15 protein-coding genes are annotated in these 13,653 nt (G+C 33.5%); 7 read left to right on the plus strand and 8 right to left on the minus strand.

Going from position 1 to position 13,653, the window contains the following annotated elements; all coding sequences use genetic code 11:
- Positions 1-34 precede the first annotated feature (34 nt).
- Positions 35-1,078: a serine hydrolase domain-containing protein gene (locus OEA66_RS00895; protein WP_267279577.1), complete on the plus strand. Its 1,044-nt coding sequence runs from the start codon at positions 35-37 to the stop codon at positions 1,076-1,078.
- 220 nt (positions 1,079-1,298) lie between these two features.
- Here OEA66_RS00895 and OEA66_RS00900 read toward each other — a convergent pair whose 3' ends face one another.
- The 6 genes from OEA66_RS00900 to OEA66_RS00925 all read right to left on the minus strand — a co-directional run bounded on the left by OEA66_RS00900 (position 1,299) and on the right by OEA66_RS00925 (position 4,785).
- Positions 1,299-1,976, minus strand: coding sequence for a type 1 glutamine amidotransferase domain-containing protein (locus tag OEA66_RS00900; RefSeq protein ID WP_267279578.1), 678 nt, complete (start codon positions 1,974-1,976; stop codon positions 1,299-1,301).
- 109 nt (positions 1,977-2,085) lie between these two features.
- On the minus strand, positions 2,086-2,556 hold the full coding sequence (locus OEA66_RS00905) for a hypothetical protein (protein ID WP_267279579.1): 471 nt from the start codon (positions 2,554-2,556) through the stop codon (positions 2,086-2,088).
- Between the two features lie 16 nt (positions 2,557-2,572).
- Positions 2,573-2,836: a SemiSWEET family transporter gene (locus OEA66_RS00910; protein ID WP_267279580.1), complete on the minus strand. Its 264-nt coding sequence runs from the start codon at positions 2,834-2,836 to the stop codon at positions 2,573-2,575.
- A 182-nt stretch (positions 2,837-3,018) separates the two neighbouring features.
- The gene (locus tag OEA66_RS00915) at positions 3,019-3,237 is read right to left on the minus strand and encodes a hypothetical protein (protein ID WP_267279581.1); all 219 of its coding nucleotides are present in this window, start codon (positions 3,235-3,237) and stop codon (positions 3,019-3,021) included.
- 34 nt (positions 3,238-3,271) lie between these two features.
- Positions 3,272-3,886, minus strand: a complete 615-nt coding sequence (locus tag OEA66_RS00920; protein WP_267279582.1) for an alpha-ketoglutarate-dependent dioxygenase AlkB family protein — start codon at positions 3,884-3,886, stop codon at positions 3,272-3,274.
- A 113-nt stretch (positions 3,887-3,999) separates the two neighbouring features.
- The gene (locus OEA66_RS00925; RefSeq protein ID WP_311136903.1) at positions 4,000-4,785 is read right to left on the minus strand and encodes a LexA family transcriptional regulator; all 786 of its coding nucleotides are present in this window, start codon (positions 4,783-4,785) and stop codon (positions 4,000-4,002) included.
- A gap of 55 nt (positions 4,786-4,840) precedes the next feature.
- Here OEA66_RS00925 and dinB point away from each other — a divergent pair, with 55 nt between their 5' ends.
- The 6 genes from dinB to OEA66_RS00955 all read left to right on the plus strand — a co-directional run bounded on the left by dinB (position 4,841) and on the right by OEA66_RS00955 (position 11,665).
- Positions 4,841-5,983: a DNA polymerase IV gene (gene dinB, locus OEA66_RS00930; protein WP_267279584.1), complete on the plus strand. Its 1,143-nt coding sequence runs from the start codon at positions 4,841-4,843 to the stop codon at positions 5,981-5,983.
- Positions 5,984-5,993: 10 nt separating this feature from the next.
- Positions 5,994-9,074: a DNA polymerase III subunit alpha gene (locus OEA66_RS00935; RefSeq protein ID WP_267279585.1), complete on the plus strand. Its 3,081-nt coding sequence runs from the start codon at positions 5,994-5,996 to the stop codon at positions 9,072-9,074.
- A gap of 129 nt (positions 9,075-9,203) precedes the next feature.
- Positions 9,204-9,929 carry a hypothetical protein gene (locus OEA66_RS00940; protein WP_267279586.1) on the plus strand — a complete coding sequence of 242 codons (726 nt, stop codon included), beginning with the start codon at positions 9,204-9,206 and terminating at the stop codon, positions 9,927-9,929.
- Between the two features lie 27 nt (positions 9,930-9,956).
- A complete protein-coding gene (locus OEA66_RS00945) occupies positions 9,957-10,517 on the plus strand; it encodes a hypothetical protein (protein WP_267279587.1) in 561 nt (186 codons plus the stop codon).
- Positions 10,518-10,682: 165 nt separating this feature from the next.
- On the plus strand, positions 10,683-10,931 hold the full coding sequence (locus OEA66_RS00950) for a hypothetical protein (protein WP_267279588.1): 249 nt from the start codon (positions 10,683-10,685) through the stop codon (positions 10,929-10,931).
- Positions 10,928-11,665, plus strand: a complete 738-nt coding sequence (locus OEA66_RS00955; RefSeq protein ID WP_267279589.1) for an ATPase — start codon at positions 10,928-10,930, stop codon at positions 11,663-11,665. Before OEA66_RS00950 ends, OEA66_RS00955 begins: the two co-directional genes overlap by 4 nt.
- A 3-nt stretch (positions 11,666-11,668) precedes the next feature.
- Here OEA66_RS00955 and mobB read toward each other — a convergent pair whose 3' ends face one another.
- Together mobB and mobA are read right to left on the minus strand one after the other, a co-directional pair.
- A complete protein-coding gene (mobB, locus tag OEA66_RS00960; protein ID WP_267279590.1) occupies positions 11,669-12,946 on the minus strand; it encodes a conjugal transfer protein MobB in 1,278 nt (425 codons plus the stop codon).
- Positions 12,947-12,952: 6 nt separating this feature from the next.
- Positions 12,953-13,384 (minus strand): conjugal transfer protein MobA, encoded by a 432-nt coding sequence (mobA, locus tag OEA66_RS00965; RefSeq protein WP_267279591.1) that lies wholly within the window; start codon positions 13,382-13,384, stop codon positions 12,953-12,955.
- Between the last annotated feature and the right edge of the window lie 269 nt (positions 13,385-13,653).

Raw genomic sequence — 13,653 nt, forward strand, 5'->3', positions numbered from 1 at the left:
TTGATCTAATAACCAATCAAGAACAAATTTAAATATGAAAAATTATAAAAAACTAATCTCAATTTTCACGATTTTATTACTTTCTGTGAATAATGTATTTGCTCAGATAAAAAAAATAAATCAAATTGATTCTCTGATGAAGTGGTCAAACAAAGCAGGTTTTTTTAATGGTAGTGTGCTCGTATCAAAAAATAATAAAATAATATACAATGCTTCTTTCGGATTTACTGATGCTACAAAAACAGTAAAATTAACTCCTGATCATCGATTTAATATTGGCTCTATTACCAAAGAATTCAGTGCCGTTGCATTACTGCAAATGCAGGAAAAGGGCAAATTAAAATTAGACGATAATGTTTCTAAATTTATTCCCGAATTACCCAAATGGGCCAATGAGGTTAGAATTAAAGATTTGCTACAATATACAAGTGGACTTCCAAATGTCAACTGGAAAAAGATTAAAAATGATAAAGATCTTTTTGATGGTTTAATGATCATTGACACTCTGGATTTTAAACCCGGCACTCATTACGATTACAACAACAATAATATTTTTTTGAGACAGTTTATTGTTGAAAGATTAACAGGAATGTCTTATAAAAAGTACGCAGAAAAATTCATCTTTAAGCCCTGTAAAATGAATTCATCTATTTTAACTCCTTTTGAAAATGAAAAGAATATTGCACGGGGATTTAATAATAATTTAGTTCAGGATAAAGCTGATCTGCCGATAACTGGGGGAACTTATTTAACAACAACTGATCTTTTGAAATGGGCAGATTGTCTTCATCAAAATAAAATAATTAATGCAAAATCGGTTTATGAGTTGGGACAGCAATTTGATTTACCGGAAACTCAGTCAGCGCTGGGACAAGCGAAATATAAAAATGAAAAGTTAACAGCACATCTACACGATGGAAGAGCCGGGAATTATGAAGCTATCTTAGTTTCGGACATTGGAGAAGAATTTACCATAATTCTATTGGACAATAATTATAACGGGAAAGTATTTGAAATATCAGATGCCATTACAGCTATATTGAAAGACCAAAAGTACAGCTTGCCTCAAAAAAAATAATTTAAAGAAGTGTTAATAATATCTTTTTTATGCTTACCAGTATAGGTTTTAATAATTGAATAAAAATCTTTCACCTCCATTTTCTATCTTTGACCTTTTAAATTTTTAAAATCGCAAATAATTCTCAATAGTTGATTGGAATTTTAAATTTTGAAATTTAAAATATAAAAAGCGGCAAAAAGCCGCTTTCATGTTTTAAAAATCTTTAATTGATATCTCCTTAGATAAGCTTTAACAGCTCCTCTGCAACTTTTTCAGAAGAAGCAGGATTTTGTCCTGTAACCAATCTTCCATCCACTATGGCATACGGACTCCAGTCTTCTATTTTATTGTATACCCCTCCATTCTTTTTTAACATATCCTCTACCAAAAAAGGAACAACATCATTCAGTTGGACAGCTTCCTCTTCAGTATTGGTAAATCCGGTCACATTTTTACCCTTAACCAAATATTCACCATCTATTTTCACATCCTTCAGAACGCCAGGTGCATGGCACACAAATGCTACAGGCTTTTCATTGGAATAAAAATCAACAATTAACTGTTGTGAAACTTTATCTTCAGCAAGATCCCATAATGGACCGTGACCTCCCGGATAAAATACTGCATCAAAATCTTCACTTTTGACCTCCGCTAATTTGTGTGTATTTTTTAATTTATCCTCTAATACCTCATCTTTATCCATTCTTCGTGTTGCATCCGTTTGAGATGAAGGATCTTCACTTTTTGGATCGATTGGTGGAAGACCTCCTTTTGGAGATGCAAGAGTGATCTCTACTCCCTTATCAGACAAAGCATAATAGGGAGCTGCTAATTCTTCTGTCCAGAACCCGGTCTTCAGACCAGTATTACCTAATTCATCGTGACTCGTAAGTACGAATAAAACTTTTTTGCTCATTGTTATCTTTCTTTAATTGAATACTACAAAGTTGACATTATCTGTCTTTTAAAAACAGGACTTAGGTCACTATTACTGTGTGATTCAAATCACATTTTTTTAAAATAAATTATTTTATTTTGTCGTAGATCAGCTTCGTCACTATCGCACCAAAAAGATAATATCCAACTGTCATGATCTTCTTTTGGTTGGTTTCCGCAACCGGAGAATCATCAAGCCCCATTTTTTGTGGTAGTACGACAGCTCCCAGACCTGCTGCTAATCCCGAGGCAATATTAAAACCACTCGTTGCTGTCGTAGCATAATAGATCCCGTTGCTGATAACATCTCCGGCCAATGTTGCTGCGTAGAGCTGATTCTGATCGGTGATCTTTAAATCGATTGTTTCCAGCGTTTTATTCAAAGCCTCCTCTCCCACTTTATTCACTTCAGGAACATTATCAAAGTTTTTTCTGATGATCTCATGAACAAGGTTAAGGGCAATGGCACCTCCTAAGCCTGCAAGAATTTTCTTATAGATATTTTTAGTTGCATAAATTAAGCCATTATAAGACTTTCGTTCATCACTTGATATTGGCAATTGTTGCAGTATCTTTTTATAAGGCCGTAATGAATGCAAAAAGACCGAAGAATATACCCGGCGAATTCGCTACCACAATCGGCCAGTCGCTTTTAGGTTTTTTAATATAACCATAAGTTACCCAAAGTGTACAATTGATTGCAGCAACCAAAGGCTGCAGCCAATCGCCTTTATATCCGTTTAAATTATGGGCGATCTGCGGGATATATGAAAAATACATTGCCATTGCGGTCACTGTTGCTACCCATCCTAATACTTGCATAAACTTTCCATCCATCATTGTATAATTTTAAGATTAAAATCAAAAATTGAAATTATTATGCCAATGTGAAGGTTTAATATTCTGCTTACTAAGATTGGATCAGAAAATGGTAAATTATAATATTTTTAATAATAAGTGGATCATTGCTGTTTAATGATAAGAATCTTTTACTTTAAAGTGATTCGTAAAGGTACGTTCGGTTATTGACCGTGATTTCCCTTATTTTGAAAAACACTCAGACCGGCAATTTTATTATTGTTTTTATTATAAACAATCTCAACGGAAAAAGAGGACATCTCATACAACACAAACTTCAGCTCATTTTTATACGTTTCACTGATCAGCTTCCCTTTAGCCAAAACTAATTCTTGCTGCGAGTGATCGGGTAGATTTTTAAAATCATAATATGAAATTGCCATAATTATTGTTTTTGAATATCATGTTTTAGATGAGTTACAACTCACGGATCAATCTGAATGTCAGGTTAATTCTTTGTTTCATCGGTGTTGTGGATTTTGCAATCCTATGTTCCCAATTCTCCTGCAGATTCCCTTTCATGATAAGCAATGAACCGTTCGGAAGCGGTAAGCTGTATTTACTTTGATGGTGATCCTTTTTCCTGAAATCAAAATTTCTGGTCTGTCCTAGACTGATAGAAGCAATGATAGGACGGCTTCCGTATCGGCTTTCTTTGTCTCTGTGCCAAGCAACTGAATCATTGTTGTTACGATAGAGATTTAGTAATACCCCATTGAACTTATACCCAAATTCTTTTTCAATTTTTCCTTTTAGAGCAAGGAGTTCATGTGTCCAGGAATTGGTGATTGATGTATTGTTATCAGCTGATTCATAAGATTTATTCTGATCACCATACCAAGCTGTTAACCTAGGTGTTATAACAGTTTTATCATACATTTTCTGTGTACGCTGTTCCCAAGGAGCAGTTTGAAGTAAATGGTTTTTAAGCTCTTCTGCTTCTTCCCATTGTAGAAAATTCTCCCTATATTCCAAAAGGTCTTTTGGAAACTCATAAAATTCTTCTGAATCAAATAAACTTAGCTGGGTCATTTTCTTTTTTTGATTTTAAATCTTATATTTACATAATCCCATTATTATGGGATATTTTTTTTCATCATTTGTGTTTTTAATCTTCCCTTTTTTAGGGAAGATTTTTTTATCAATTAATGCTTCAAATGAAGGAGCTTATTTTCCAGATTACTAATACTTCGTTTTGCTTCGTTGACCAATTCTGACAGATTCGTATGATCAGGCAGGTAATGAGGTTTATAATCCTGAGGTAAGATACCCCTTACATAGCGCCATACTTGTACGACATCCGTTAAAGAAATGTCATAAGCATCATAAAATGTATTGTCAGCAGCTACAGTTAACGTTTTCTTATTTCTTTTTACGAAGGTTTTGAACGTGTAGCCTTCCAGTGTGATGAACATATACTCCTTTCCTTTTTTTAGATCTTCCAGCTGTTCTACATACTCACCAATGATGCAGGTTCCATCTGCAAATGGCGGCATTGAATCACCGTCAGCCATAAATCCTCTGAATATGCCGTGCCCTAAAAAAGGCAACTGTATCCGGGGAAGGTTTTCAATATATTCAGGATCACTGAATCCGTTCAGATAACCCATTGAGGCTTTTTGCGGAACAATTTCAATATACTTGTTTCCATTAGGATCAACCACAACAGGCAGTAATATTTTGTTTCCAGGCAGGTTAACCATTTTATCCAGAGGATACTTTCTAATGTCCACCGTGACCAGAAGATCGATGCTGATGTTGTAGTATTTTGAAATTCTGATCAGTACTTCAATAGGAGGTTCTGCATTCCCATATTCATACGAAACATATCTTGATCTGGTAAGAATAAGTTCATCAGCCAACTTATGTTGGGTTAGATTTTTTTGACCCCTCAAAAACACGATGTTATCTGCAAAAATTGACATTGTCATAATTTATGACAACAAATATACAAATTTTGTTTAAAAACGTGACTAAGTTTGTACCATGGAAAGAGTAATTGCACATATGGATCTGGATACATTCTTTGTCTCCTGTGAACGGCTGAAAAACTCCCAATTGGAGAAACAGCCTGTAATCATAGGAGGTGGAGACCGTGGAGTTGTTGCATCTTGCTCTTATGAAGCTAGGAAATACGGAGTTCGTTCTGCAATGCCTTTGCGAATGGCTACTCGCTTATGTCCTGAAGCTAAGGTCATCAAAGGAGACATGGAATACTATTCCAATATGTCGCATCTGGTTACTGAAATCATTCAGGAGAAAGTCCCCGTTTTGGAAAAAGCCAGTGTAGATGAATTTTATCTTGATCTTTCTGGAATGGATCAGTTTTTCGGATGCTATCAGTGGACAACTGAAGTCGCAGAGTCAGTCATGAAAAATACAGGTTTGCCGATAAGTTTTGCACTCTCTTCGAACAAAACTGTTTCAAAAATAGGAACAGGAGAAGCCAAACCAACAGGAAAATTAGAATTAATAACACAGAATATCCAGCCATTTCTAAATCCTCTTTCTATCAAAAAAATCCCAATGGTGGGTGACGTAACCTTCGAGTTGCTTTCTAGATTAGGGGTTAGAAAAATAGAAACCTTGTCTAAAATGCCTGTTGATGTATTGCAGCAGCTTATTGGAAAAAATGGACTTACCCTTTGGAAAAAAGCGAATGGTATTGATGAAACTCCTGTGGTTACTTATTCGGAACAAAAATCAATATCTACCGAAACTACTTTTCCTGAAGATACTATCGATATGCAGAAACTCGAAAGCACTCTATCAGGAATGGTAGAACAGCTCTGCTATCAACTGAGACATGAAAAATGGCTGACCTCAACAGTCTCTGTAAGAATCAGATATGCTAATTTCTATACAGAAGTAAAACAATGCAAAGTTCCTTACACTTCAGCAGATCACACCCTACTCAGGTATGTATTGGAACTATTTAAAAAAGTATTCACCAAAAGAATGAGAATCCGTTTGGTTGGAGTCAAGTTTACAGGTCTTGTTCCCGGAAAACATCAGATGAATCTTTTTGAAGATACGGAAGAAATGATCTCATTATATCAGACCATGGACAAAATTAAAGACAGATTCGGTGTCAAGAGTATAGGAAGAGCTTCAGGTTTTTTAAATTAATAAATCGCATATGTTTCTCAATTGCCATACCTATCACAGTTTGCGTTATGGGACTATCTCTCTTGAAGATTTGGTTCAGCTGGCTGTTGACCATCAATTAAAGGTTCTGGCATTGACCGATATTAATACGGTAACGGGAATCTATCAGTTCTATAAACTTTGTCAGGAAAATAATATCAAGCCAATTGTTGGGGTTGATGTGAGGGTTGATAGTAAGCAATATTACATTTGTTTAGCTAAAAATCCCAAAGGTATTGCTGAAGTGAACAGCTTGTTGACCAATTATAATTGTGAAGGAATTGAAATTCCAAAAGTAAATCCTTCATTGGAAAATTGTTTTGTTATTTATCCCTTACAAAACACTCCTGAAAAATTGCTGGAACATGAGTTTATCGGAATCAGACAAGATGAGTTAAATCTCTTAATAAATCCTGAATACAAATCTCTAATTCATAAAATGGTCATTCTGCATCCGGTAACCTTTAAAACCGAGGGAGAATTTGAGCTTCACAAAATACTACGAGCGGTAGCCGGTAATATTTTACTGAGCAGACTTACAGAGAAAGATTATTGTAAGAAAAATGAAACTTTTATTCCTAAAAAATTACTTTTAAATCAATTCGAACATTATCCTGAGATCATTGAAAATACGAAATATATAGTCAATGAATGCAGTTTTGATTTTGATTTTAAGACGCCAAAAAACAAAAAGCATTTTACTGATAGTAAAGAGAATGATTTTAAATTGTTGGTAAAGCTTGCATATGAAGGTTTAACCAAAAGATACCCTGATCATAATCAGCACGCTAAAGACAGAGTCGAAAAAGAACTGATCGTTATTAATCAGCTTAATTTCTGTGGCTATTTTTTAATTACCTGGGATATTATCCAGTATAGCAATCGAATGGGTTTTATGCATGTCGGGAGAGGAAGTGGTGCTAACAGTATTATTGCTTATTGCTTAGGAATTTCTGACATATGCCCCTTAGAACTGGACTTATATTTTGAACGGTTTCTCAACCTTAATCGTAAATCACCTCCCGACTTCGACATCGACTGGAGCTGGAAGAACCGTGATACTATTTTAGAATATATTTTTAGCAAGTATGGTAAAGACCACGTGGCTTTTTGTGGAACCAATGTAGAGTTCAAGAGAAAATCGAGATTCCGAGAGCTGGGAAAAGTATTTGGACTTCCAAAAGACGAACTGGAACAGCTTTCGAAAAAATCAAAAGATCTGCATGATCAAAATTCAGTTGTGCAGGAGATTTATAAATATGAACAAATGTTAGTAGGGTTTCCTAATCAGAGAAGTATGCATTCGTGTGGAATCCTGATTTCTGAGGAACCCATCACCAATTATTCTGCTTTAGAATTCCCTCCAAAAGAATTTCCTATCGTACAGTTCGATATGTATACCGCAGAAGATATTGGATTGGAAAAATTTGATATTCTTTCCCAAAGAGGATTGGGCACCATCAAAGATACCGTTCAGTTGATTGAAGAAAAAAGAGGAATAACAGTAGATATAGAAGATACAAGAATTTCTAAGAATGAAACCTTATGTAACGAGTTCCTGAGTATAGGAAAAACAATCGGTTGTTTTTACATTGAATCTCCTGCTATGCGTGGGTTACTCAGAAGACTCAAATGTGATAATTATAAAGTATTGGTTGCTGCCTCTTCTATAATTCGTCCAGGGGTCGCTCAAAGTGGCATGATGAAAGAATACATCTTTCGACATAATCACCCCGGTCAGTTTGAATACTTTCATGAAGTGTTTGAAAAAGAATTAGGTGAAACCTATGGTATTATGGTATATCAGGAAGACGTCATAAAAATTGCCATGCACTTTGGCGGTGTTTCCGCTGCCAACGGTGATGTCCTGCGTAGAGCAATGAGTGGAAAGGGACGTTCTCTCTCTGCTTTGCAGAAATTAAAAGATGAATTCTTTGAATCCTGCAAAATAAAAGGACATCCCGAACAATTGTCTCAGGAAGTCTACCGGCAGATTGAATCTTTTGCAGGTTACTCTTTTTGTAAAGCACATTCTGCTTCTTATGCCGTTGAAAGTTATCAGAGTTTGTACCTAAAAGCCTACTACCCTATTGAATTTATGGTCTCAGCAATTAATAATGGTGGAGGGTTTTACAGAACTGAAGTCTATGTCCATGAAGCTAAAATGTCAGGCGCAACTATTTACAATCCATGTGTGAACTTCAGCGAATTCCATACGACAGTGTATGGAACAGATGTTTATTTAGGGTTAATGCATGTTGAAAAACTGGAAGCTTCGGTTAAACTGTTTATTCCTAAAGAAAGGAAAGAAAATGGTAATTACAGATCGTTAGAAGATTTTATCAAAAGAGTCAGCATCGGCATTGAAACTTTGCAGATATTAATTTTTGTAGGTGCTTTCAGATTTACAGGAAAACAAAAACATGAATTATTAATTGAAGCGAGATTTCTTTTATCAAAGAATCAATACAAAACAAAAATTATATCGTTGTTTGATGAACCACAGAAAGATTACCAATTACCAGTTATCGAAAGAAATCCTTTTGAAGATGCTTTTGATGAAATTGAAATATTAGGTTTTCCAGTTTCTTATTCAATTTTTGATTTACTAAAAACCAAGTATAGAGGTCACGTATTGGTTAAAGACCTTTTTAATTACCACAAAAAACAAGTAAAAATGCTGGCTTATTTGATTTCAAGAAAACATGTCCCTATTAAAAAAAGAGGTCATCTTGGACAAAAAGACGATATGTATTTCGGAACCTGGATTGATGCTGAAGGACAATATTTTGATACCGCTCATTTTCCGGATAGTCTTCGACAATTCCCCTTTAAAGAAGGAGGTATTTATCTTCTGTTGGGAACTGTAGAGGTAGACTATCATTTTCCAACCATTACAATCACAAAAATGTCTAAGATGCCGCTTATTGCCGATCCCAGATATTCTATGGATGAGGATAAAGCAAAGGAAGTGGAAAACAGTCTTCGTGAAGATGTAAGTATGACTTCCAGAAAACCTTACCCGCAGGAATATGAAATTGACCTACCTCGTATTAAATCCAAAATAAATTGATTAAAAAATTATAGAATGAACTAAATTAAGAATGTTTATTTAAATCTTTTCATAATTTATTATCTTGTTGCTTTTGTAATAAAAAAAAGAATATTGAAAAAAATTTAATCACAAAACATTTTTAAGCTAATGAATTTTACAAATTATGTATCTAATTTTAATCCATCTGAAGAACAGATGGAAGAGATTTATTCTTGGTCTAGTTTTCCAAGCAGTAGCTTTTCATCTATACATAAATGTTATAAACAGAACAATATTTTTCTAGCAATGCTAAATAATACAATTATTGGCTTCTGCACTTACCGACTTTCTCCCAAATGCATATTTATCAATATTGCTGAGACAAGGACAGAATTTCAAAGCAAAAGAGTAATGAGATTTATTCTTCATCAATTATCTGAGCACCTCTACTCTTTTGACTACGTTGCCTTTCACTTATATTGTGCTCCAGAGGAATCACAATATGCTTGGAAAAAGTTAGGCTTTGATTACTATCCGAAAAGTAAATATGGGAAAAGAAGCAGTAAAATTGAAATGTTCAAAATTTTTGGAGAAAGCTGTATTATAAAGCCAGCTACTGAAACTAAGAATCGGAAAACAAAAAGCATTGAAATATGGAATTGTTTAGCTGGGAAAGACGATGGATTCCCCACATGGGTTGCAGAATTTGATTTTATTGAAAGTACAAATAAGCTTAAAAAGCCATTTATTTTTTTTGGGGATGAAGACTGGAACATTAAAATTACTACGTTAGATAATTCAAAATTTTATAGATATAAAGACTATGACAGAAGAAGCGAGGTTGAAGAATGTTTTTATATTGATGAAATAAAAGAGTTTACGAAAAACATTTAAAAATAAATAATATTTAAAAACATACACATGGATCTATTAAAAGTTTACCACGCCAAATGGCAACAGAACCTTTATAATATTAGTACCAACGAATATTGTGATCAATGGGTTCACTACTTTGTCATATATAGACGAAAAAATCATTTAAAAAATGAAAATGTTACAACTCAGGGCTTTTTTACCCATATCAAGTATGAAGATGAAATTGATCTTATGATATTAAATCAGCTCAATGAAAAATTAAGATCGATTGACAACATCAAGAACTTTCATTCACAAGTTTCTGATAGCCTTCCATTAGGGCTTTTTTATTCAGAAGATTTTGAAAAAGCAAGAATGTCTCGGCTTGCACTCGGTTATAATTTTAGAAATTTACAAATTAATAATAATGATCTTAACATTAATTATCTAAAAACAAGGGTAATGGCTGTTGATTACAGAAATGTTAGAGATAATTTCATAAACAATCTACCCTACGAACTAAACTTTAGCTCCTTCGAAGATTTTAGTACTTTACAGAGGGAACCCTTTTTAACTAATTCTGAAGCTGAAAAAATTATACAAGAATATTTTGGTGAAGATGATTAATCTTAAATTAAAATATTTGATGTAGAAGATTACAGAGTAATCCTAAGATTAAAAATTTTTGAGAAAATAGGGTATTTTCAGATAATTTCACATTGTAATAAATATACAAGAGTCTTGATTTTTTTTCAAAACTTTTGTATATTCGTAATTACAATTTATTCAATAATGTCAGACAGAAGAAAACAGAGAACGAAACGAATATTGCAAAGTACTACCAGAAGTCTTTTAAGATCTGCAAGGAGGGCTTCGGAAAATTCTCAGAGAATTTCAAGAGCTTTAGGTATTTCATATGAGGTAATCAGAGATGGTAAAATCTACCGTATCGAAGGAAGTACAACAACAGAGATAGGAAATATTTCTAAAATTGTTACGGAAAAAACAGGTCTAAGAAAAGGAAGTAAAATACATTTATGACCAAAAGGCTTCGTATATTCTGTGGTCCAAATGGCTCTGGAAAATCTACTTTATTTTCAGAATTCATCAAGAATAAATTCAATCCAGGATTATTTGTCAATTCAGATAATATTGAATCAGAAATTTCAGAAAAAAAATTTTTAGATCTATCTTCTTTTAATCTCGATCTCACACAAACTGACCTGGATAGTTTTCTCACTGAGCCTAATTCAATAACCTTAATTGAAAAAGCAAAAACCAAAGGCTTTTCTCTTGAAATCAAAATTTCAGAAAATGTAATTTTAGATATTTCAAAAAACAAAAACAGTTATTCTGCTGCACTTATATCCTCTTTTATAAGAAAGTATCTAATGCTAGACAATAGATCATTTTCTTTCGAATCTGTCATGAGCCATCCTTCTAAACTCTATGAATTAAAATTAGCAAAGGAGCTGGATTACAAAACTTATCTTTATTTCGTGTGCATTGACGATCCTGATGTAAATGTTTCCAGAGTGAATAACCGGGTAGTAAAAGGAGGACATGCAGTACCCGATTCCAGTATTAAAGAAAGATATATTAAAACTCTTGAAAATCTTTATCCTGCCATGCAATTGGTCGATAAAGCCTATTTGTTTGACAATTCCGACCAAATGAATATGATTGCTGAAATGGAAAATCAAATCATTACCTTACATGTTGATGAAGATCATATTCCTAATTGGTTCTTAAAATATCTTATTAACAGAGAATAAAACTTATCCTCTAAATCTCCTGTTATTTTTCTTCCTTTTCCTTTTCATTCGGTTCTCAAAATCTAATTCTTCATAGTCTTCACCCAGAATTTCAGGCATGATACTACCAAATCCCTCTATTACAGAATTCGAATCTTGATGTAAAAAATTAAATAATTCATGAGGTTTTTCAGATTGTAAAATTTCAGAATTACTGATATTCTTGCATTCTTTTTCATCTTCATTATTGCCATCAAGTCCCCCATTCCAATATTGATTAAAAGCATTAGCGGAAAACTCCTTCCCGAGTCGAGAACCATTCCAAACCGACGTAGACTGATGATCGATGAAAGTGATTCCATAAATTCTGCCAGAGGCATTGCGTCTCACTATGGTGTTAATTCCCATCTGTTGCAACTTATTTTTAAATTCGCTTTCATTGGGTTTATTCTTCATTACCAAAGTCACAGTCTCTTTCAATTTATCATGAATAGAACTTAATTTCAAAGTTTCTCTTGATTTCAAAAAATGATTATTCAAAGCTTCAAAGCCAGCATTCTTTCCAAATAAAGAAGCCTTGAACGGTTGGCTCACTTTTTCACCTTTATCATTTAAAGCAAAATATAAAAGTCCATTTTTCCCAACTTCCTTTTCTGATTTTTCAACTTTCTCACAAGTAATATTAAACAGTGAAAGCAATGCATTATATTCTCCTAATGTCTGAAATTGGTAATAATTAGGAATATTCCGTATCACAGAAGCGAGTTGACTTTTCAAATCCCCAACCCGAATATTTACCGGACTAAAAACCTTTTCATTTTGGACAGATTCTTTATTTGAAGCATTAATCAAGTTATATTTTTTTTCCAATTCACGACAAATTTTCATTGACTTTCTTTTCTCAAATTTATCCGATATTTTTTTGCCCTCTTCATCAACTCCAACACTTACAATATGAATGTGGGTACGGTTGATATCTGTATGCTTAAACACTATAAAAGGTTGGTTTCCATATCCCATTTCATTCATATAGTCCTGAGCCATCTGTATAAACTTTTCATCTGAAACGTTGTCTTTGGGATCAGGATTAAGAGAAATATGTAATGCCGTTTTCTCTGCATTCTTATTCGCAGCCAAATAGGGTTCAAATGATTTTACTAACTGAGCAACAGTATATTTTCCATCCTTGGTTTCAATCATCTTATTCATAAACAAAATCTGCCCTTTCTCATCATCTACTTTAAGTTGATTATAAGCTAAAGCACCATACACATTATTTCCTCTACCAACTTTAGCAATCATTTTTATTTATTTTTGAAGATAATTTTGACTAAATTCTTCCGTTAACTCAATGATTTTTTTGCATAGGCTAGCCATTTCAGCGGTTTGCTTTTCCAATTTATAGAGAAATGCAGCAGCTTTTTTCTCGGTAAAACGACTGTATAAAAGTTTAACTACCTGATTATAATTTACACCAATAGCACGAAACTGACCAAAAAGAGAGGTCAATCTCATGTAAAAATCGGTGGTTCCTTTATCAATTTTCACTGCTTTAATTTCCCTATCGAATAGTACAGAAATAATAAATTTGGCTTTATTATTCATTCCAGAAGCTTCAAAAAGGTTTAATAATTGAGCATTTTCATCATCAGTCAACCGAAAAACATGACGATGGATACTCGGATTTATTTTCGGATTTCTCCCACCCTTATTTTGTTTTACATTTTTTTTCTTTTCCATTCCATTTTAAATTTAATTTATAAAAAACTGACTTCGGAAGTTTTTTCCAGCCCTCTGCAGGAGCAAGTTGTTTTGAGGCACAAAAAACAGTTATGAGGCACTCAAAACACAACTTGCTGTGTTCTTTTGAACACCATAATCTGTCATCGGGACAGAATATTAAGTCCATAGTAAAAAGCTTTAGGCTTTCTTTTTTTCTTACTAAAAATTCATTTATAAAACTCATAACTTATTCTATAAGCATTTGGTTTACAAAGTAAAAGAGAGTA

The sequence above is a fragment of the Chryseobacterium luquanense genome, assembly GCF_026460945.1.
Taxonomy (GTDB): Bacteria; Bacteroidota; Bacteroidia; order Flavobacteriales; family Weeksellaceae; genus Chryseobacterium; species Chryseobacterium luquanense.